21 protein-coding genes and 1 riboswitch are annotated in these 21,521 nt (G+C 46.4%); of the genes, 11 read left to right on the forward strand and 10 right to left on the reverse strand.

Going from position 1 to position 21,521, the window contains the following annotated elements; genetic code table 11:
• Nucleotides 1-1,242 carry a competence/damage-inducible protein A gene (locus QEP07_RS00725; protein ID WP_285008070.1) on the forward strand — a complete coding sequence of 414 codons (1,242 nt, stop codon included), beginning with the start codon at nt 1-3 and terminating at the stop codon, nt 1,240-1,242.
• A gap of 56 nt (nt 1,243-1,298) precedes the next feature.
• Nucleotides 1,299-2,594 (forward strand): dihydrolipoamide acetyltransferase family protein, encoded by a 1,296-nt coding sequence (locus QEP07_RS00730; protein ID WP_285008071.1) that lies wholly within the window; start codon nt 1,299-1,301, stop codon nt 2,592-2,594.
• Between the two features lie 59 nt (nt 2,595-2,653).
• On the opposite strand, the gene QEP07_RS00735 is transcribed toward QEP07_RS00730, so the two are convergent.
• The 4 genes from QEP07_RS00735 to QEP07_RS00750 form a co-directional block, all read right to left on the reverse strand.
• Nucleotides 2,654-3,895 carry a homoserine dehydrogenase gene (locus QEP07_RS00735; RefSeq protein WP_285008072.1) on the reverse strand — a complete coding sequence of 414 codons (1,242 nt, stop codon included), beginning with the start codon at nt 3,893-3,895 and terminating at the stop codon, nt 2,654-2,656.
• Nucleotides 3,896-3,902: 7 nt separating this feature from the next.
• Entirely contained in the window at nt 3,903-4,961 is a 1,059-nt protein-coding gene (locus QEP07_RS00740; protein WP_285008073.1) for a homoserine O-acetyltransferase family protein, read from the reverse strand.
• A 16-nt stretch (nt 4,962-4,977) separates the two neighbouring features.
• Complete coding sequence (locus QEP07_RS00745; RefSeq protein WP_285008074.1) at nt 4,978-6,282, reverse strand: O-acetylhomoserine aminocarboxypropyltransferase/cysteine synthase family protein; 1,305 nt, start codon at nt 6,280-6,282, stop codon at nt 4,978-4,980.
• A 208-nt stretch (nt 6,283-6,490) separates the two neighbouring features.
• Nucleotides 6,491-6,605: riboswitch (SAM riboswitch) on the reverse strand.
• Nucleotides 6,606-6,747: 142 nt separating this feature from the next.
• Complete coding sequence (locus tag QEP07_RS00750; RefSeq protein ID WP_285008075.1) at nt 6,748-7,863, reverse strand: trans-sulfuration enzyme family protein; 1,116 nt, start codon at nt 7,861-7,863, stop codon at nt 6,748-6,750.
• Nucleotides 7,864-7,942: 79 nt separating this feature from the next.
• Here QEP07_RS00750 and QEP07_RS00755 point away from each other — a divergent pair, with 79 nt between their 5' ends.
• The 7 genes from QEP07_RS00755 (at nt 7,943) to QEP07_RS00785 (ending at nt 15,377) form a co-directional block, all read left to right on the forward strand.
• Nucleotides 7,943-8,428, forward strand: coding sequence for a lipocalin family protein (locus tag QEP07_RS00755; protein ID WP_256006624.1), 486 nt, complete (start codon nt 7,943-7,945; stop codon nt 8,426-8,428).
• Nucleotides 8,429-8,562: 134 nt separating this feature from the next.
• On the forward strand, nt 8,563-9,753 hold the full coding sequence (gene mqnE, locus QEP07_RS00760) for an aminofutalosine synthase MqnE (RefSeq protein ID WP_285008076.1): 1,191 nt from the start codon (nt 8,563-8,565) through the stop codon (nt 9,751-9,753).
• The gene (locus QEP07_RS00765) at nt 9,753-10,364 is read left to right on the forward strand and encodes a histidine phosphatase family protein (RefSeq protein WP_285008077.1); all 612 of its coding nucleotides are present in this window, start codon (nt 9,753-9,755) and stop codon (nt 10,362-10,364) included. The genes mqnE and QEP07_RS00765 overlap by 1 nt, the downstream gene beginning before the upstream one ends.
• Nucleotides 10,365-10,369: 5 nt before the next feature.
• Entirely contained in the window at nt 10,370-11,092 is a 723-nt protein-coding gene (locus QEP07_RS00770; RefSeq protein WP_285008078.1) for a menaquinone biosynthetic enzyme MqnA/MqnD family protein, read from the forward strand.
• An 86-nt stretch (nt 11,093-11,178) separates the two neighbouring features.
• A complete protein-coding gene (gene mutS, locus QEP07_RS00775) occupies nt 11,179-13,788 on the forward strand; it encodes a DNA mismatch repair protein MutS (RefSeq protein WP_437126682.1) in 2,610 nt (869 codons plus the stop codon).
• Nucleotides 13,760-14,329: a C40 family peptidase gene (locus tag QEP07_RS00780; protein ID WP_285008079.1), complete on the forward strand. Its 570-nt coding sequence runs from the start codon at nt 13,760-13,762 to the stop codon at nt 14,327-14,329. Before mutS ends, QEP07_RS00780 begins: the two co-directional genes overlap by 29 nt.
• A gap of 94 nt (nt 14,330-14,423) precedes the next feature.
• Nucleotides 14,424-15,377 (forward strand): 3'-5' exonuclease, encoded by a 954-nt coding sequence (locus tag QEP07_RS00785; protein WP_285008080.1) that lies wholly within the window; start codon nt 14,424-14,426, stop codon nt 15,375-15,377.
• Here QEP07_RS00785 and queG read toward each other — a convergent pair whose 3' ends face one another.
• A complete protein-coding gene (queG, locus tag QEP07_RS00790) occupies nt 15,378-16,319 on the reverse strand; it encodes a tRNA epoxyqueuosine(34) reductase QueG (RefSeq protein ID WP_285008081.1) in 942 nt (313 codons plus the stop codon).
• Between the two features lie 79 nt (nt 16,320-16,398).
• Between queG and QEP07_RS00795 the strand changes: the two genes are divergently transcribed.
• Complete coding sequence (locus QEP07_RS00795; RefSeq protein ID WP_256006611.1) at nt 16,399-16,620, forward strand: hypothetical protein; 222 nt, start codon at nt 16,399-16,401, stop codon at nt 16,618-16,620.
• Between the two features lie 23 nt (nt 16,621-16,643).
• Here the strand turns inward: QEP07_RS00795 and ruvB are convergent, their stop codons facing one another.
• Genes ruvB through pdxH form a run of 3 tightly spaced genes read right to left on the reverse strand, consistent with a single transcriptional unit; the run spans nt 16,644 to nt 19,233 of the window.
• Nucleotides 16,644-17,666, reverse strand: coding sequence for a Holliday junction branch migration DNA helicase RuvB (gene ruvB, locus QEP07_RS00800; RefSeq protein WP_256006609.1), 1,023 nt, complete (start codon nt 17,664-17,666; stop codon nt 16,644-16,646).
• A 29-nt stretch (nt 17,667-17,695) separates the two neighbouring features.
• The gene (locus tag QEP07_RS00805) at nt 17,696-18,586 is read right to left on the reverse strand and encodes a 3-hydroxybutyryl-CoA dehydrogenase (RefSeq protein WP_285008082.1); all 891 of its coding nucleotides are present in this window, start codon (nt 18,584-18,586) and stop codon (nt 17,696-17,698) included.
• On the reverse strand, nt 18,583-19,233 hold the full coding sequence (pdxH, locus tag QEP07_RS00810; RefSeq protein WP_285008083.1) for a pyridoxamine 5'-phosphate oxidase: 651 nt from the start codon (nt 19,231-19,233) through the stop codon (nt 18,583-18,585). Before pdxH ends, QEP07_RS00805 begins: the two co-directional genes overlap by 4 nt.
• 46 nt (nt 19,234-19,279) lie before the next feature.
• On the opposite strand from pdxH, the gene QEP07_RS00815 reads away from it, so the two are divergent.
• Nucleotides 19,280-19,843, forward strand: coding sequence for a YqgE/AlgH family protein (locus QEP07_RS00815; protein WP_256006603.1), 564 nt, complete (start codon nt 19,280-19,282; stop codon nt 19,841-19,843).
• Here the strand turns inward: QEP07_RS00815 and purE are convergent.
• Complete coding sequence (purE, locus tag QEP07_RS00820) at nt 19,840-20,316, reverse strand: 5-(carboxyamino)imidazole ribonucleotide mutase (protein ID WP_285008084.1); 477 nt, start codon at nt 20,314-20,316, stop codon at nt 19,840-19,842. The two genes, QEP07_RS00815 and purE, sit on opposite strands and share 4 nt — an antisense overlap.
• Nucleotides 20,316-21,455, reverse strand: coding sequence for a 5-(carboxyamino)imidazole ribonucleotide synthase (locus QEP07_RS00825; protein WP_285008085.1), 1,140 nt, complete (start codon nt 21,453-21,455; stop codon nt 20,316-20,318). Before QEP07_RS00825 ends, purE begins: the two co-directional genes overlap by 1 nt.
• Nucleotides 21,456-21,521: the final 66 nt, after the last annotated feature.

Consider the following 21,521-nt stretch of genomic DNA (forward strand, 5'->3'; position numbering starts at 1 on the left):
ATGACAGCTGAAATAATAACGATCGGTGATGAGATTCTTATCGGCCAGATTGTAGACACCAATTCTGCCTGGATGGCACAAAAGCTCAATCTTGCGGGCATCGCGGTAAAGCAAATTACATCAGTGTCGGATCAGGCCGATCATATTATCGATGCTTTGTCTGAAGCTGAAAAGCGCGCAGGCATAATATTGATTACTGGTGGGTTGGGCCCCACAAAAGATGATATAACGAAAATCACCCTTGCCAGGTATTTTAACATGGGAATGCGTAGGGATGAGCAGACGCTACAACATGTCAGGACCTTCTTTGAGCGGTTAAAGCGACCTATGCTCGATTCGAATATGGGCCAGGCCGATGTGCCGGAGGGGTGTACTGTGATTCAGAATAAGCAGGGCACAGCCCCGTGCATGTGGTTTGAGAACAATGGGCGTATTATTGTTTCCATGGCTGGCGTACCGTTTGAAATGATGTATTTAATGGAGGAGGAGATCATTCCAAGGCTGGTCAGTTTGTTCAAGCTGCCCCATATTGTACATAAAACGATTCTGACTTATGGGATAGGCGAGTCCTTTCTGGCCGAGGCAATAGCTGATATAGAAAACGATCTGCCAGAACATATCAAGCTTGCATACCTGCCGCGGCTCGGTCAGGTGCGCCTCCGCTTAAGCGGAAGCGGATATGAAGGTGTGCTTCTTGACCGTCAGATCATGGAGTTCACACAGCGCATCGCGGAGCGGGTGAAGAAGCATGTAGCTGCCTTAGAAGATATTGCACTTGAGAAAGCCATGCTGAATACGATGGAGAAGCGGGGACTGACACTTTCAACTGCTGAGAGCTGTACCGGCGGGTATATCGGTCATCTGATTACGCAGCATCCAGGAAGTTCGGCTGTATATAAGGGTGGTGGAGTTGTTTACTCCAATGAATTGAAAATAAAGATACTCGGTGTAAGTGAGCAAACCCTGGAAAGATACGGGGCGGTTAGCGAAGAGACCGTTACCGAGATGGCTGCCGGAGCGCTCCGCACGTTTAACACGGACTATGCTGTTGCGGTGAGCGGAATTGCAGGGCCTGATGGTGCGAGTCCGGGAAAACCTGTCGGTACCGTTTGGATAGCGGTAGCTAACAAGCAGCAGGTTGTTGCGCGGCTTTTTACTTTTGGAAACAAGCGGACGCAAAATATAGAACGCTCTGCAGTAGCCGCTTTAGGTATGATTTTGAATGAACTTGGCCCTGATTAGGTTTAAGTGTTCAAAATACTTTACTTTTGCCTGCAATACCAATCATGAAATAAAAAATGGCTCAATACGAATTGTTGTTACCAAAAATGGGGGAAAGTGTTGCAGAAGCCACCGTCATTAAATGGGCAAAGCAACCAGGTGACGCGGTAGAAGTGGATGATATAGTTCTCGAGATAGCGACAGATAAGGTAGATTCTGAGGTTCCTTCTCCGGTGTCGGGTAAGCTGGTGAGGCAGTTGTTTAAGGAAGATGAGGTGGCCCAGGTGGGCGATATTTTAGCCATTATTGAGATCGAAGCTGAGGTAACTAGTGCGCCGGTAAAACAGGAAGAAACAGAAGACGATCTGCCAGCTGATCTCCCGCCGCTTAACGATATACCTGGAGTAAAGGCGGTATCTGAAAGGTTTTACTCCCCTTTGGTGAAGAGCATTGCGGCGGAGGAAAACATCAGCAACGAGGAACTTGATCATATACCTGGCAGCGGATCTGAAGGCCGTCTTACTAAGGACGACCTGCTTTCTTACATCCGTCAAAGGCAAGGCAGTCAAGTTCAGCATAACAAAAACATTCAGGAAGACATTCCGGTTTTGAATACAAGCGCCGAGGCTCCGGTAAGAGCACCTGTTTCGACATCGCTCTCCGCTGGAGAAGAGATCATTGAGATGGACCGTATGCGTAAGCTTATTGCTGATCATATGGTAATGAGCAAACAGACATCGCCCCATGTAACCTCTTTTGTTGAGGCGGATGTCACCAATATGGTTTTGTGGAGGGAGAAGGTTAAAAAGACGTTTGAGCAGCGTGAAAAGGAGAAAATAACTTTTACACCGTTATTTATCGAGGCAGTGACTAAGGCCATCAAGGATTACCCGATGATAAATGTGACCGTTAACGGATCACAGATCGTTAGAAAAAGAGACATCAATATCGGAATGGCGGCAGCCTTGCCTTCAGGAAACCTGATCGTACCGGTGATAAAAAACGCGGATCAGTTCAATCTTGTCGGGCTTACCAAGTCTGTGAACGATCTTGCGCTCAGGGCCAGGGCTTCAAAGCTGAAGCCGGATGAAACGCAAAACGGAACTTTTACGCTTACAAATATAGGATCCTTTGGGAATGTCATGGGCACACCGATCATTAACCAGCCTCAGGTAGCTATATTGGCTGTTGGAGCCATTAAGAAAAAACCAGCAGTGCTGGAAACTGAGTTTGGGGATGTCATAGCCATCCGTCATATGATGTATTTATCACTTTCCTATGATCACCGCGTGGTAGATGGCGCATTAGGCGGCTCATTTGTACGACGGGTGGCGGATTACCTGGAGAACTGGGATATAGAGCGTGAGATATAAGCTTTAGAGATATAAAAAAAGCCCCTTGATCCACAAGGGGCTTTTTTATGGCCTAGTTGTTAATTCGCCAGCACAGCCTCTTCAACAACCGCTTTTATTTGCTCGTCGGTATATGTATACCTTCCTGTATGAGCAATAAAAATGTCCTTTTGCTCCAACAAGTCACGATTTGCGAGCAGGCTCTTTAGATTTACATTTCCGATCACATATTTGTAATCGTCGCGAACGAAACGTTCCACGATGTTCTTAATGCCAAGCTTCTCGATAGTATACTCATGCGTGTAACGCAGGTAAACCTCAATGTCGACGTTGTCTGTGTGTATCAAACCATTGTGCTGATGATATTTCTTATACTCGTAGCGATAGTCGTACCGCAAGGCTGCAATATCCGATAACACTGCTGCGCCGGTTGGGTGACCACCAGCACCTTTTCCAAAGAAAAATTGCTTATCCGCAAAGGCAGCCTGAACGGTCACACCATTATATTCGTTCTCGACGTTAAAGAGAAAATCGTCAGATTTAACAAACTTAGGGAGCACGTAAGTCACGATTTGTTTTGTGCTGATCTTCCTGGCTGTTGGTACCAGCTTTATCCTGAAATTTTTCTCTCTCGCATAACGAATGTCGTTGTCAGACAGGTTTTGAATACCAACGTTCAAGATCTTATCCGGGTTAATAAACAAGCCGTAAGCATGAGCGGTCGCAATGGCCAGCTTAAACTTAGGATCGTATCCGCCGACATCCAATATCGGATTCGTTTCAGCGAACCCGAGGTCCTGAGCTTGCTTTAGTGCTACGCCATATTCCAGTCCGTCATTAAATATTTTGGAAAGGATATAGTTCGACGAACCATTAAATATTCCGCTTATGCCGTGCAGAAGTTCGTTGTCGTAATACTCTTCGAGATTCCTGATTATTGGGATACTACCACATACAGCACCTTCATATAGCAGCGACGTACCGTGGTCTGCCTGAAGCTGGACCAGTTCCGCAAGATGATGCGCAATCATCTTTTTGTTTGCCGATACAACGTTCTTTCCGCTCATAAGTGCTTTTTTTGCAATATTAAAAGCAACGTCGGCATCGTCAATCAATTCTACAATGGTATTGATCTCTGGGTTGTTTAAAATTTCGTCATGATCGGTCGTAAAAAGGTGCGCATCTAATATGCGTTTTTTTGAAGGGTCTTTAATTGCTATCTTAACAATCTCCAGGTTAAGTTCCTGTCCGCGGATAATGTCGTGCAGTCCTTGTCCGACCACGCCAAAACCAAACAGGCCAATCTTAAGTTTTTTGCTCATGAATCAATTAAGCTGTTTTATGTAATTTAATTATCTTTTTATCTGCATGCTCTTTTAAAAATGTGCCTATCATTTTTGTGAGCACGTTCGTCTCAATCAGGAAGCCATCATGGCCATACGCAGATTTCAGGGGCTGAAATTCAGCATCAGGAATAGATTTAGCCAAAAACTCTTGTTCTGAAAGCGGGAACAAGATATCGTTTTCAATGCCGATCACTAAAGTATTTGCCTTCACTTCCAGAAGTGCATCGTTTACGCTGCGCCTCCCGCGTCCTACGTTGTGACTATCCATCGCCTTGGTAAGGTACCAGTAGCTATAGGCATTGAAGCGTTTGCACAGCTTTTCACCCTGATAGTTCTGGTAAGAGGAGGCCCTAAAATTGTCCGTTTTGTCGTTTACGCTTTCGAGTTGAGTAGCCGTATACGCATCGTAAGTGCGATAGGAGAGCAGCGCGATACTTCGCGCAGCCTTTAAGCCTTTCAAACCACCTTCCGGTTGCTGAGCGTAGAACGTCCGGTCGGCCGTAATAGCAAGGCGCTGGCTTTCATTGAAGGCAATACCCCAGGGCGAGTGTATAGCATTGGTGGCAATTAATACCAGATTTTCAATCCGGTCGTTTTCTGTGATTGCCCATTCCAGAGATTGCTGACCTCCTAAAGATCCACCCATCAGTACCTTAATTTTTCCAATGCCCAGATGATCAGTAAGGATGCGGTGTGCAGCCACAATATCCCTGATCGTAAACTCCGGGAACGAAAGGTAGTAAGGCTGACCGGTAGCCGGATTGATACTTAATGGGGAGGTGGTCCCATAATGGGAGCCCAGCACATTGGCACATACAATGAAATGCTCTTCCGGATTAAATAAGTCATTTTGACCAAACAAACCCTTCCACCAGTCCAGGACATCTGAATTTGCGGTTAACGCGTGGCAAACCCAGATCACATTGTCTTTCTCCGCATTCAACTGGCCATAAGTCTGATAAGCAATCGTAAGGTCGTTAATCTCTTTGCCATTCTCCAGTTTGAAGGTCTCTTTATAACGATGCGTCGCCGTATTTGTCATTCCTGTGAACTCCGTATTAAAGTTTTATTGCCGCAAACGCCTGTTCAAAATCCGCCTTTATATCGTCAATGTGCTCAATACCTACAGACACGCGAAGTTGGTTAGGCAAAACGCCTGCTGCCACCTGTTCCGATTCGCTAAGCTGCTGATGGGTAGTAGCAGAAGGCTGGATGATGAGTGTTTTCGCGTCGCCCACATTGGCCAGGTGGCTTACCAGCTTCAGGCTGTCCACCAGCCGGGTTGCCAATTCCTTGCCTCCTTTCAATTCGAAGGAAAGAACCGCGCCGAAGCCATTTTTAAGGTATTTTTTTGCGTTAGTATGATATTTACTGCCCGGCAATCCAGGATAACTCACTGAGCTTACAGCCTCATGGCTTTCCAGCCAGGTTGCCAGGGCTAACGCGTTATCCACATGTCGCTGAACACGAAGCGACAATGTTTCTAAGCCCTGAAGCAGTAAAAACGAGTTGAACGGCGATATGGCCGGACCAAAGTCCCTTAATCCCTCCACTCTTGCACGAATGATAAACTGTATATTTCCGAAAGGACCCCCGATGCCAAAGACATCATTAAATACCAATCCGTGATAACCCTCGGAAGGCTCTGTAAACTGCGGAAACTTTCCATTGCCCCAGTTGTAATTTCCTCCGTCTACAATGACGCCACCGATGCTGGTACCATGCCCGCCAATCCATTTTGTCGCCGATTGAACCACGATATGTGCGCCATGCTCCAAAGGCTTGAACAGATAGCCCGCTGCTCCGAATGTATTGTCCACGATCAGTGGCAGTTCATGGCGGTTGGCAATCTCAGACAATTTTTCAAAATCTATGATACTGAACGCAGGATTGCCTATGGTCTCCACGTAAATGGCTTTGGTATCGCTGTCGATCTTTGCTTCAAAATCTGTAACGTCATCGCCGTTAGCAAATCTCACATCAATGCCCAGACGCTTGAAGGCTACCTTAAACTGATTGTATGAACCACCGTATAAGTGTGATGAAGCGACAAAATTGTCGCCCGCCTGCAAGATATTGTTTAAAGCTATGAACTGCGCTGCTTGTCCCGAACCTACTGCCAGGGCCGCTACGCCACCCTCAAGTGCTGCAATCCGCTTTTCAAACACATCATTGGTGGGGTTCATGATGCGTGTATAAATATTTCCGAATTCCTTTAGCGCAAACAGGTTCGCGCCGTGTTCTGAATTCTTAAATCCATATGATGTCGTTTGATAAATAGGTACGGCTCTCGACCCTGTTGTAGGATCTATTTCCTGTCCTGCATGTACCTGCAGTGTTTCAAATTTAAGGTTTGCTGACATATTTAAATTTTTTTATGGTTAATGATTGGTTAAGCTAAGCGGCTTATCGCTGGGATGTAACTTTCTCGTACCCTGTACAGGGCCTTCCGTATGACAAGATATAGCAGGAGGAAGATTTTCAATGATCACATGCCGAAGCACATGCATGCAGGCCTGTGAAGATCACTGAATAATCCGGGAGTAATTCTTAATGTTTTCATTTCGTTTCAATTTATCTCTCCAAATAGCACCATGCCTTTGGTCAGGAATTGGCACCTTCTTCCCAGTTGGGGAGGGTTGCCAGTGGGTCTCAGAGCCTGTCTCTCGCCACTTCTTTATAAATCAAACCATGTAGGCTGACTTGATTAGCTACTCGCTAACGACGACAAATGTACTACTTCGCGGCCAATTCGTCCAAATAATATTTCGAAATATTTTTAAACGACTTATAGTCAATTAATTGGCATCAATGTTTCAGTCGTTTTTTTAGCCTAAAGCCTGTGTCAGGTCTCGAATCAGATCGTCAATATGTTCAAGTCCCGCAGATATCCGAATTAAATTTTGCGGTGTTTTGGTATCTGGTCCTTCAATGGACGCCCGATGTTCAATCAGGCTTTCTACACCACCAAGACTTGTCGCCTGGGCAAACAATTCCACCTTGTTTACCACCGCTTTAGCTTTTTGTGCGCCACCCTTAAGCAGTACAGAAAGCATCCCTCCAAAGGCCTTCATCTGCGATCTTGCGATCTCATGCTGAGGATGGTTGGCAAGGCCAGGATAAAACACCTCATCAATCGCCGGATGTTGTTCCAGGAATTTTGCGAGGGCAAGGCCATTATCGCAGTGTCCGCGCATTCTGTACGGCAAAGTCTTAATACTGCGCAAAAGCAGGTAGCAGTCGAAAGGCGAGGGCACTGCGCCGCCAACCTGCTGAATATTTCTGATTTTGTCCCAAAACTCATTCTGAGTAGCCGTAATCAGCGCACCGCCTAGTACATCGCTATGGCCGCCGATGTATTTGGTAGAGGAATGCATCACGATATCAGCCCCAAGCGCCAGCGTATGTTGCAGGCAGGGTGAAGCGAATGTGCTGTCGCAAACCAGTATCAGACCAAACCGCTTTGCAATTTTCGCCGTAGCAGTGATATCGGTGATCTTTAACAGCGGATTTGATGGGGTCTCTATCCATATTAGAGCTGTATTCGGTTTTATGCAGGATTCGATCGCCTCAGACGAGGTCATATCCGCGAAGTCAAATTCCAGTGTTTCGTTAAACATGGTCAGCAGCTGTTTCTTGAACCCCCAGTACATATCGTCGGGCGCAATAACGTGGCTGCCCGCAGGCAAGGCCTGAAAAACGGCCATACCAGCCGTATTTCCGGAGGAAAAAGCACAGGCATCAGCCCCGCCTTCGAGTGCCGACAACGCTTTTTCCAGCGCAGTCCGGTTCGGATTGCTTATTCTGCTATACATATGTCCACCCGAATAGCCACCGTCCTCGTTACGGAAAAAGGTGGTCGACAAATTGATTGGTGATGTCACATCTCCGGTGCTGGGCTTGTAAAAATTACCCCCATGAATGGCAATAGTTTCTGGCTTCATATAACAAAGTTAAGCCGAAAACTTGTTAGTTACTGGTGTTTGGCAAGATTTATGTAATTAGCAAAGCAAAAATGAAGATATGAAAAGAATAGTGTTACTAGCTGCCATCATATGCAGTTCAATGATGGTATTGCAAAGCTGCTCTCCCAAAGGAACAAATACAACAGTAAAAAGAGGTAACATCACCGGAAGCTGGGTGCTTAACGACATCACGTTTGAAGGTGTCCCTCAATCTGCTGTAAAATCACTTTTTGATGAAGGGCCTCATACCTGCTTTATTGGCAGCACATGGCGGCTAACCAATAGTGGCAACGGGACCTATACGCTTCCGGGAGGCAGTAATTGCGCAGCCAAGACACAAAATATTTACTGGTCTGCCAGTCCTGCCGATCAAACGTTTCAGTTTAAGAAGCTGAATGAAGGAGAGAAGGCGAGAGATATCAGTTCCGGATACCGGACAGTGCTGGCTTCGGCCGACGGCAATACCATGGTGATCAAGTCGCCCGTTGAATATGGTAGCGGTGCCGCATACATCGTCCTTAACTTCAGCAAAGCCGCAAATTAAGGATATTCTGAAAAATTTGAAGCGGGGATAGTCTATTCGATTATCCCCGTTTTTGTTAGTCTTACTCAAGCATATGTTGCTGTAATGACATCTTCCTGGCATTTTTATCCTATTTTTGTTGAGTTAAACAACATATGGATACTTCATTACTGAACTTGCTTCTATCAGACGCCAGTCTGCCCGGAGAGCATAGAAATATAGCCAGGAAAGTCCGCGACCGGGAGCGGATTACATTTGATGAGGCTGTTTATCTTTACGAAAAAGCGGAACTGGGTTATCTGGGTGTGCTCGCTAATTTCATCAGGGAATATAAGCATGGAGACCTGACCTATTTCAACCGGAACTTTCATTTAGAACCCACCAACCTTTGTGTGTATGACTGCAAATTCTGCTCGTACTCTAGGCTGATTAAGCAGAAGGAGGAAGGCTGGGCGCTGAGCATGGAACAAATGATGGATATCGTGAAGCGGTACGATGGCGAGCCGGTTACGGAAGTTCACATTGTAGGCGGGGTACTGCCACAATATGACCTGCAGTTTTATGCGGCACTTTTCTCTGCGATCAAAGCGCACCGGCCAGAACTTCACGTAAAGGCTCTGACTCCGGTAGAGTATCATTATATTTTCAAAAAGGCAAAAACAGACTATGCCTCAGGCATGCGTCTCATGAAAGAGGCCGGACTTGAATCCTTGCCCGGCGGCGGTGCGGAAATCTTTCATCCTGATATCCGTTCGCAGATCGCGAAAGATAAATGTACGGGCGACCAATGGCTGGCCATCCACGAAGAATGGCATAAGCTTGGAATGCGGTCGAACGCCACGATGCTGTATGGCCACATAGAAAAGTTTGAGCACCGGGTAGATCATATGGATCAGCTAAGGCAACTGCAGGACCGCACCGGAGGGTTTCAAACGTTTATACCACTTAAATTCAGGAACCAGCACAATCAAATGAGTGGTGTTCCCGAGGTTTCTGTGATTGAAGACCTCCGCAACTATGCAATTGCCCGGATATATCTGGACAACTTCGATCATATTAAAGCCTATTGGGCGATGATCAGCAGGCAAACCGCGCAGTTATCACTCAATTTTGGAGTGGATGATATAGATGGCACACTCGATGACACTACAAAGATTTATTCTATGGCGGGTGCAGAAGAACAGAATCCTGCCATGAGTACCAAAGAACTTGTCGACCTGATCAAACAGGTAAAACGGAAACCCATTGAACGCGATACCTTGTACAATGTGGTCAAAGACTACTCCGATGTGGTATTTGAAGAAGACGCAAAGCCTCAGTTTTACAAACTTCCGGTCATTAACTGATGGAGAAAGAAATATACATCATAAGGCATGGTGAAACAGATTTGAACCGGTTAGGTATTGTTCAGGGCAGGGGCATAAACAGCGACTTGAATGAGACGGGACGCGGGCAGGCAGAGGCCTTCTATAAAAAGTACAGTCAGGTTCCCTTCGATAAAATTTATACCTCTACATTAAAACGAACGCACCAAACCGTCCAGAATTTTATAGCAGCAGGCATTCCCTGGGAACAGCACCAAGGCTTCGATGAACTGGCCTGGGGCGAATGGGAAGGTCAGCCAAACGACGAAAATGCAATTGCTGCCTTTCGCGGTATAATGGAGAAATGGGAGGGGGGCGATTACCACGCTTCTTTCCCGGGCGGCGAAAGTCCCAATGATGTGCTTAAGCGCATAGAAGAGGCCCTGGACGTACTCATGAGCCACGAGGAGGAGAAGCTTGTCCTGGTCTGCATGCACGGGCGGGCCATGCGATTATTACTTTGCCATTTGGTGGGTAAGCCACTATCCGAGATGGGCGACTTTCCGCATTTAAATACCACACTTTACCGCGTGCTTTTTAGTGATGGTAAGTTCAGCATTGTTGATTTCAACAACACAGATCATTTAATATAAAACTTTTGAATAAGATTCGAATTTCAGCAGTTTCCTACACGAACTCGAAACCCTTTGTGTATGGTATCAGTCGCTCTCCTATTGCAGATAAAATTGATTTAAGTCTTGATATCCCGGCAGATTGCGCCAGCAAGCTTATACATAGCCAGGTCGATATCGGTTTGGTGCCTATAGCCGTTCTACCTGAAGTACCGAACGGACAGATCGTCTCCGATTACTGTATAGGATCCGTCGGAGCCGTTAACTCCGTTTTTATTTTCAGTCAGGTCCCCGTTAAAAATATTCAGACCGTTAAACTTGATCCGCAGTCAAGGACCTCAAATAACCTGGCTAAAGTTCTTTTGAAATTCTACTGGAAAAAAGATGTTCGGTTTCTGGCCGGAGATGAAAATACCGATGCTATAGTATTGATCGGAGACCGGACATTCAACAGTAAATCGGCCTATCCCTATGTTTATGATATGGGTGAGGCCTGGATGACCTTCACCGGTTTGCCTTTTGTTTATGCCGCATGGGTGGCCAATAGGCAGATTGAACCCGGTTTTCTGGCAGAGTTTAATGAAGCTTTAGGCTTCGGTGTGAAAAATATCGATCAGGTAATTGCCGGACTTCCCGAAACTCCGGGGATCGATGTAAAAGATTACCTTACCAACAAACTGGATTTTCCGCTTACCGATAAGAAGCGCGAGGCCATAACACTTTTCCTGAGTTATATCGCCCGGTTATAGCCTGTTCACATTTTTTAACTTTTCAACAAATCATTGTGTCAGTCATTCAAATAGTATCTTTGATATTTTGAACCTAGGAAATCCACTTGGCTAACACAAAACTTAAAGAAACCCCGCTCATGCAGCAGTACAATGTCATTAAGGCAAAGTACCCTGGTGCGCTGTTGCTGTTTAGAGTAGGCGACTTTTATGAGACCTTCGGCGAGGATGCCGTAAAGACGTCCCAGATACTGGGCATTGTGCTCACGCGGCGTGGTACAGGTCCGAATGGCGCACTGGAATTAGCCGGATTTCCGCATCATTCTCTCGACAATTACCTGTCCAAACTGGTGAGGGCCGGCCAAAGAGTGGCAATTTGTGATCAGCTGGAAGATCCAAAAGCCACCAAAACCATTGTGAAGCGAGGCGTTACCGAACTTGTAACCCCCGGCGTGGCTTATAGCGACAACATCGTTAACCAAAAGTCGAACAATTATCTGGCTGCGGTCTATTTCGATAAAAATGCTGTAGGCGTTGCATTTGCCGATATCTCTACTGGTGAGTTTATGCTAGCACAGGGCGACGCTGAATACATTGATAAACTTCTGCAAGGATTAAAACCAAACGAGGTTGTCTATCAGAAATCCAGGAAAAAAGATTTTTTTGCGTGTTTTGGCGACAGGTTTTATACTTATCATTTGGATGATTGGGCATTCACAGCCGACTACGCTCATGAAACGCTGACCAGACATTTCGAGGTGACTTCCTTAAAAGGCTTCGGTATAGAAAAACTTTACTCGGGCGTCGTGGCTGCAGGGGTTGTCCTGCATTATCTTAACGAAACTGAACATCGCAATCTTAAGCACATATCGTCCATTTCCAGGCTGGAGCAAGATAAATACGTCTGGCTCGACCGCTTTACCATCAGGAATCTTGAACTGGTTTCCTCGGCAAATGATCAGGCCGTTACACTTTTTGAAACCCTGGATCATACAGCGACCCCAATGGGAGCAAGGCTGCTTCATAAGTGGATCATTATGCCGCTCAAAGATTTAAAGCCTATAGAGGAACGCCTCGAGGTTGTCGATTTCCTGGTCAATCATGAAGATGTTTGCGAGGAATTTATGGAGCATGTGAAAGTCATAGGCGACCTGGAAAGACTAATTTCCAAGGTAGGGCTGCTTCGCGTTGGCCCCCGTGAACTTTGTCAGCTTAAAAAGGCCCTTTATCATATCGAAGCTATCAAGGACATCGCAGCAAAGGCAAATAACTCGTTTTTAACCAATATCGCTGCTCAGCTCGATCCTTGTTTGAGCGTGAGGAATCGGTTAGAGAGAGAACTAAGTCAGGATCCTCCGGCGGTAGTCACCAAGGGCAGCGTGATTGCAGACGGGGTGAATGAAGATCTGGACCGGCTGAGAAAGATAGCTTTCGGTGGAAAAGATTACCTCGTTGAAATACAAAAGCGCGAAGCCGTTGCCACAGGCATACCTTCCTTGAAAGTTGCCTTTAATAATGTCTTCGGTTATTATCTCGAGGTAACGCACACACATAAAGACAAAGTTCCTGCCGACTGGATCCGAAAGCAGACATTGGTTAGTGCCGAGCGCTACATCACACCTGAATTGAAGGAATATGAGGAGCAGATTCTCGGCGCTGAAGAAAAAATCCAACAGATAGAACTGCGCCTTTACGGCGAACTCGTTCAGGTAGTTGCCGCTTATATCCGCCAGATTCAACTCAATGCCCAGCTTGTGGCACGTCTGGACGTGTTACTGTGTTTTGCACGGCTGGCTGGGATGAACCACTATGTAAAACCGGAAGTTCACAAAGGGAAAGTGCTTGATATAAAAGGTGGCAGGCATCCGGTTATAGAAAAGAGACTTCCTATCGGCGAAGAATATATCACTAATGATGTGTTCCTGGACAACGATACGCAGCAGATAATCATCATCACCGGCCCAAATATGTCGGGTAAGTCGGCCATACTAAGGCAGACTGCCCTTATTGTGCTTATGGCACAAATGGGTTGTTTCGTGCCGGCCAAAGCGGCCTCAATCGGATTAATAGATAAGATATTTACCCGTGTAGGTGCTTCCGACAACCTATCCTCCGGTGAAAGTACGTTCATGGTTGAGATGAATGAGACGGCAAGTATCCTGAACAACATATCAGACAACAGTCTGATCCTGCTCGATGAGATAGGTAGAGGAACGAGCACATATGATGGTATATCTATAGCCTGGGCTATCGCAGAATTTCTGCATACACATCCTTCGGCCAGACCAAAAACGTTATTTGCCACGCACTATCACGAACTTAATGAACTGGCAAACACCATGAGCCGGGTGCGGAACTTCAACGTTTCCATCAAGGAGGTGTCTAATAAGATCATCTTCCTCCGTAAGCTTGTTCCGGGAGGCAGCGAACACAGCTTTGGTATCCACGTGGCTAAAATGGCCGGTATGCCGCCGCGACTGATCAACAGGGCCAATGAAATATTAAAGAAGCTCGAGATAGACAGAACGGAGGGTCAGAGCATCAAAGACAGCATAAAAAAGGTTCAGAACCAGGCTTACCAGTTGCAGATGTTTGCGGTTGATGATCCGGTGCTTGTAAAGATCAGGGATACGCTGAACAATCTGGATGTAAACATCCTGACCCCGGTTGAGGCTTTGCTTAAACTGGATGAAATTCAACGACTTGTTAAACAGTAATGAGCAGATGAGGAAAACAATACCTAGTACAGCAACCTTATACCGTTTATTCTTATTTGCATTCATGCTGGTTGTGCTTGCTTCCTGTAGCTCAAGGCGACATGTTGCTAAAGCTCCCCACGTGAACGCACCAAAAATCGCCGATGCGATGGCTAACCTTGAAAGTAAGGAGCTTTACCGCTTTATAACCGATTGGACAGGCGTGAGGTATCAGCTGGGAGGATTGGACAAAAGTGGAATAGATTGTTCGGGCTTCGCTCTGTTGCTGCAGAAGAACATCTATGGTCGCTCACTTCCGCGCAGGTCGCGTGATCAGGCGGATGTAATTGAAGAGAAACGTTTAGGGCAGCTCAAGGAAGGGGATCTTATTTTCTTTTCCTTTGGAGGGTCGGCAGTCGATCATGTCGGGGTTTACTTAAATGACCACTATTTTGTGCATGCATCTACTACGCGAGGTGTAATTGTCGACGATCTGAATCTCCCCCAATACCAGAAAGCGCTGGTTAAAGCCGGGTCTTTAAAAGGGCAGCTTTTAAAATAAACGCCGGAACGTTTGCAGGTTTGTTTTTCTGAATATGAAATAAATTAAAATTAACGGATGTTTTTTACGAATTTTGGTTTGACAAACTTTATTCATGAAATTAAATCTAATCCGTCCGCTTGCTTTCTTTGATCTTGAAACTACCGGCGTAAATGTTGGTTCCGACCGAATTGTAGAGATCGCTATCCTAAAAGCCTTGCCGGATGGAACGGAAATCATCAAGACCATGCGAATCAATCCGGAGATGCCGATTCCTTTGCAGTCTTCGCTCATCCATGGCATTTACGACCAGGATGTTGCCGAGGCGCCCACCTTTAAACAGGCGGCCCACGAAATCGCTGATTTTATAGGCGATGCTGATCTTGCAGGGTACAACTCCAACAAGTTCGACATCCCTGTGCTTTTAGAGGAATTTATGAGGGCTGGAGTCGATTTCGATATGTCTGACAGAAAGTTTGTTGACGTGCAGAATATATTCCATCAAATGGAACAGCGCACCCTTCGTGCGGCCTATAAGTTTTACTGCAATAAAGACATTGTTAACGCCCACTCTGCTGAAGCAGATATTATAGCCACCTATCAGGTGCTTCTGGCGCAGATAGAAAAGTATCAGGACGCTGATTTTGAAGACAAGCAAGGCAATATTTCCAAACCTGTTAAAAACGATGTTGATGCCCTTCATCAGTTCACCAATATGAACAAGTGCGTAGACTTCGCTGGTCGGATGGTGTTTAACGATAAAGATCAAGAGATCTTTAATTTCGGGAAGCATAAAGGCAAGACCGTAGAGCAGGTCTTTGACATTGAACCAAGTTATTACGCCTGGATGCAGCAGGGCGATTTTCCTCTATACACCAAGAAGAAGCTGACGGAAATCTGGCAGCGCTGGAACCAAAAGAAGGCCCAAAACAAGACGCAGGCTCCTCAAAAAGCACAGCAGCCTACTGCCAGGCCTGGAACCGCTTATCCTACACCAAGAAAAGAGAAGCCGGCTGCTGAAGTCACAAACGATATGCTGGAACAGCTCAAAATGAAGTTCGGAAAATGATCAGTTACCCGGACTGCTCAGGAATTTAATGTTTCTTGTCAGGCCCTTAAACTTAGTCCGTTTAACTGCTGAGTTTTTGAATATGCTTTGAAAAACCTCTTCCGTAATCTCTGTCCATTCCTTTCTGCCCATGTTAAGTAAATTTTCGTTGGGCTTAAACATCGGTTCCTGATGGGGAACGGAGAACCTGTTCCAGGGGCATACATCCTGGCACACATCACATCCGAACATCCAATCGTCCATCTTATGCTGAAATTCATTCGGTATTTCCTCTTTCAGTTCTATAGTGAGGTAGGAAATACATTTTTTTGCATCTACCACATACGGGGAAACAATCGCTTCCGTCGGACAGGCATCTATACAACGGGTGCAGGTGCCACAATGATCAGTGTCGAATGCGTTATCGTAACTGAGCGGAAGGTCTACAATCAGTTCAGCAAGAAAAAAAAATGAGCCGTTTTTCTTACTGATCAGATTGGTGCTTTTTCCTACCCAACCGACGCCTGCTCGTTTAGCCCAGGCCCGGTCAAGCACCGGTGCTGAATCTACAAAGGCGCGTCCGCCTACCTCGCCAATCTCCGCACGTATAAACTCCAGCAATTGCTTCAATTTATCTTTGATCACGTGATGATAGTCAGCGCCGTAGGCATACTTAGAGATTTTCGGGGCTCCCGGATCGGTCTGAGTTGTCTCCGGGAAATAATTAAGCGTCAGGGAAATCACGGATTTAGCGTCATCTACCAGAAGTCGCGGATCAAGGCGTTTATCGAAGTAATTTTCCATATAGCCCATTTTGCCCTGTTTGCCTTCAGTAAGCCACTTTTCCAGTCTCGGCGCCTCCTCTTCCAGAAATTCGGCCCTGGCGATACCGCACTGCGTGAAGCCCAGACGTGCTGCTTCTTCTTTAATCAATGCGCTATATTTTTCCCGTCCGGCCTCCATTCATACAAAGATAGACCTTTGCAGGCAAAAACATTTTAAAACAACAGCGTGTTTATTAGTTAACAATAAATAAAACGCCATGGAAAACTTTGAATCAAAACACATAGAAGACCCAAATAAGCCGCATAAACCAATCGAGCACGACTATGCAAAACACGAGGCAGATCCCGGTCCGTCACCGCAGGCGGTAAAGGAATCCAACAGCGGGGGAGCTGGTCCGGCCTTAAAGTGGATCATCCCGATTGTGCTTATCATCCTCTTTGCGCTTTACTGGATGTTCTTTAAAGTAGACCCTAACTAAGGTCAGACGCTAAATTAGGCGCTCTAAAACAGGGTGCCAGTTTGTGCAGGTGGTATCTTCTGAAGGTGCCTGTAAGCAGCTTCAGTCGCTTCCCTTCCTCTCGAAGTACGCATCAGAAAGCCCTCCTGAATGAGAAAAGGCTCATAAACCTCTTCAATGGTGCCTTCATCGTCGCCAACAGCGGTCGCTATGGTCTTCAATCCTACAGGACCCCCTTTAAACTTTTCGATAATCGTGCTGAGGATCTTGTTGTCCATTTCATCAAGGCCATGCTCGTCCACATTCAGTGCATTCAAGGCATAACGGGAAATTTCTGTATCGATTTTCCCGGTTCCCTTAATTTGTGCGAAGTCTCTGGTTCGCCTTAACAAAGCGTTAGCAATACGAGGGGTACCGCGACTTCTCCTCGCGATTTCGTACGCACCTTCTTCCGTTATCGGTGTGCGAAGTATGTCGGCCGAGCGCAATACAATGTTCGTCAGCAATTTCGCGTCGTAATAGGAGAGACGTGAGTTGATGCCAAACCTGGCCCTGAGTGGCGCGGTCAGCAAGCCCGACCGTGTCGTAGCCCCAACCAGCGTGAAAGGATTAAGGCCTATCTGCACCGAACGTGCGTTCGGTCCGCTTTCCAGCATGATGTCAATCTTGTAATCTTCCATCGCGGAGTACAGATATTCCTCGACGAGCGGACTCAGGCGGTGTATCTCGTCTATAAACAAAATGTCACCCGTTTCCAGGTTGGTCAGCAAACCAGCCAGGTCGCCCGGCTTATCCAATACAGGTCCCGACGTTATCTTAATACCCACGCCCATTTCATTGGCAATGATGTTGGAAAGCGTTGTTTTTCCCAATCCGGGCGGACCGTGTAAAAGCACATGGTCAAGCGGCTCTCCGCGCAGCCGCGCAGCCTGAACAAAAATCTTCAGATTCTCCATCACTTTCTCCTGTCCCGCAAAATCTTCAAAGGCCTGCGGACGCAAAGCCCTTTCAATATCGCGTTCCTGTGGTGTCAGTCGCTCATAAGAAGGATCAAGGTTTTCATTCATAGCGTAAAGTTAAGGATTATGCAGGGAAATCACCTTTGAAACTTCTTCGATACCCTTGCAGATTTTATACCCTCGGCATAGTTGTAAAACCCTTCACCGGATTTCACACCTTTTTTGCCCGCAGTTACCATGTTCACCAAAAGTGGGCAAGGCGCATACTTCTGATTGCCAAAACCATCATAAAGCACCTGCAGAATAGCCAGGCAAACGTCCAGTCCGATGAAATCAGCCAGTTGCAAAGGACCCATAGGATGGGCCATACCCAGTTTCATGACCGTATCTATTTCCGATACACCAGCCACGCCCTCATACAACGTATATATAGCCTCATTGATCATAGGCATCAGGATCCTGTTGGCCACAAAACCCGGATAGTCGTTCACCTCTACAGGTACCTTTTCCAGGCGCTGCGCAAGCTCCATTACGGTTTGCGTTACACTGTCGCTCGTAGCATAGCCCCTGATCACTTCCACCAGTTTCATCACCGGTACCGGGTTCATGAAATGCATGCCAATCACCTGATGGGCACGCTGCGTCACTGAAGCAATCTTAGTGATCGATATAGACGAAGTGTTCGTCGCCAATATAGCCTCAGGCCGCGCAGCTTTGTCCAGTTGCTTGAAAAGCTCCAGCTTCAGGTCGATATTTTCGGTTGCCGCTTCTACTACCAGGTCAACTTCTGCCACACCCTTAGTCAAATCACTTAATGTAGATATGTTGGCAAGCGTCCCTATTTTGTCATCCGCGGTAATTAGCCCCTTGGCAACCTGTCTGTCCAGATTGTTGCCGATGGTAGCAAGCGCTTTCTGCAAAGCATCCCCAGAAATATCAATCAAATTTACCTTGAAACCAAATTGTGCAAAAGTATGCGCGATGCCGTTGCCCATAGTTCCCGATCCAATAACAGCGATGTTTTTCATGGTGCTAATCTATTCATAATCCACGAACCGTTGGTAAGCTCATACACAATTCTGTCGTGCAGCCTGCTTGGCCGGCCCTGCCAAAACTCTATTCGGGTAGGCTCAATAAGGTATCCCCCCCAGTGTTCCGGCCGCGGGATCACCGTGTCTCTGTACTGCTCGCCAAGTTCCGTAACCCGCTGCTCCAGTTCTGTGCGACCAGAAATAACCTTGCTTTGCGGAGAAGCGAGGGCACCGATCTGACTCCCTGCAGGGCGCGAGTGGAAGTATTCGTCCGACAACTCGCCGGACACTCTGGTCACCACACCTTCAATTCGCACCTGTCGCTCCAGTTCTGCCCAAAAGAACACCAGCGCAGCCTGCGGATTCTCCAACAGCTCCTGCCCCTTTTTACTTTCATAATTGGTGAAAAACACAAAGCCTTCTTCGTTAAAACCCTTTAACAAGACTATCCTGGCAGAGGGGCGACCAAAACGATCGGCTGTAGCCAGCGTCATTACATTAGGTTCGTATAGCTGCGCCTGAACGGCTTCCTGGAACCATTTTTTAAATTGATCGATCGGATCAGTTGCGGCATCCTGTTCCGAAAATTGTGCCGAGCGGTAATCTTGGCGTAAGTTTTGTATGTTTTCTTTAGTAAGCTCCATGTACAAAAGTAAAGTTTTAGTTTTGTAGAATTATATCTAAATCATAATGTTAAGCCGCATCGCACCCTCAGCAGGAAAACTACTTATATCGGAACCATTTCTACTGGATCCAAATTTCAAACGGTCGGTCGTATTGCTTGCCGAGTATCAGGAAGAAGGTGCTTTAGGCTTTGTCCTCAACCATCCGAGTGCACTTTTGCTGAGCGACCTTCTCCCCGAGATGCCCGAGGCAAAGTTTCCCGTTTACATTGGCGGACCGGTCGCCACAGATACCATACATTTTTTGCACCGTTGTTATGATAAGATAAACGATGGCGAAGAAATAGGTAAGGGCGTATATTGGGGAGGCAACTTCGAAACCCTAAAGATTTTGATAGAAACAAATGCCATCACCGAAGACGAAGTGAAGTTTTTCATTGGTTACTCGGGCTGGGGAGAGCAACAGTTGCAGGATGAGATCGAAGAAAACACCTGGATCGTGTCCGACCAGTATTACCCGGACACTGTATTCTCCTCAGACGAAGACGACTTATGGCGTGAGGTTATCATTAACCTCGGACCTAAATACGCACACGTCAGTAATTTCCCGACGAATCCAAACCTCAATTAAAGCGCGGTCTCTTCGATTTTTTTGCGCAAGTCATCCTTATAGGTCTGCATTTTGTCAGCCAGTTCCTGATCAGCCACACCCAGAATCTGCATCGCGAGCAAACCAGCATTTTTTGCTGCGTTCAACGCAACCGTAGCTACCGGAATACCGTTAGGCATCTGCAAAATGGATAAAATAGAATCCCAGCCATCAATAGAGTTCGACGACTTGACCGGTACCCCGATAACCGGCAATACCGTTATAGAAGCAACCATCCCCGGCAGGTGTGCTGCACCCCCGGCGCCGGCGATAATGACCTTTAAGCCACGGCCTGCTGCGTTTTTAGCGTACTCAAACATCCGCTCGGGTGTGCGGTGTGCCGAAACCACCGTAATTTCAAACTCAACACCAAATTCCTTACAAATATCCGCTGCATCTTTCATAACCGGCAGATCGGACTTGCTGCCCATAATAATTCCCACTTTTACGCTCATCAGGATACTACTTTAAGTGTGTTTTTAATATAATTCGCTTTCTCTACAGCAGTTTCCCGGTTTTGATCTACCACAGTAACGTGCCCCATCTTTCTGAAGGGTTTGGTGTATTTCTTGCCGTAAAGGTGAACATATACACCCTCAACGGCCATAATCTTTTCCAGACCTTTGTACACAGCCACACCGTCGTGCCCTTTTTCACCCAGCAGGTTAATCATTACGGCGTTCGAAATGGAGCGCGTGTCGCCCAGAGGAAGGTTGAAGATGGCGCGCAGATGCTGCTCAAACTGCGAAACATAGTTCCCTTCAATGGTATGATGCCCGCTGTTATGCGGTCTTGGAGCCAGTTCATTGACCAGAATATCTCCGTTTCTTGTAATAAACATCTCCACGGCAAGGATGCCGCTGATGTTAAGACTGGAGGCAATCTGCTTGGCAATATCGCCTGCCCTTTGCTGTATAGCATCAGGGTAGGTAGATGGCGAAATCAGGAACTCTACCAGGTTGGCTTCAGCATTGAATTCCATTTCAACCATAGGGAACGTGGTCATGTCGCCATTCGGATTTCTTGCTACTATAACCGCAATCTCCTTCTCAAAGTCAACGAGCTGTTCAATTAAACAGGGGGCATCAAATGCTCCGCTAATATCCGCGATATTGTTAATTCTCATCACACCCTTTCCGTCATACCCGTCTTTCCGTTGTTTCAGGATATAAGGAAAAGCGAAATGGCTGTTATGCATATCTTCCTTGCTATTTACAAGCTGAAAGGGAGCAGTAGGAATATTATTTTCTTTAAAAAACTGCTTTTGTACACCCTTGTCCTGGATAAGACGTATCACCCGAGGCTGCGGAAAAACCATTTTGCCTTCCTTCTCCAGTTGCTCTAAAGCTTCAATATTAACCTTTTCAATTTCAATGGTCACAATATCTGCTTTCCTGCCGAAATTATACACCGTATCGAAATCGGTGATGGAACCGCATTCAAACTGATGCGCCAGGTGCTTGCACGGAGCATCATGATCCGGATCCAGCACCATGGTAGTGAGATTGTAATTAATGGCTTCCTGTATCAGCATCCGGCCCAACTGCCCGCCGCCAAGTATCCCTAATTTCAAATCACTTATTTGCTTTGCCATATTAATGTGAGAAAGTAATGCTTATTTTGCACAAAAATAATAATAATAACGAATTGAGGGGTAATA

This window comes from Pedobacter faecalis (assembly GCF_030182585.1).
GTDB classification, from domain to species: domain Bacteria; phylum Bacteroidota; class Bacteroidia; order Sphingobacteriales; family Sphingobacteriaceae; genus Pedobacter; species Pedobacter faecalis.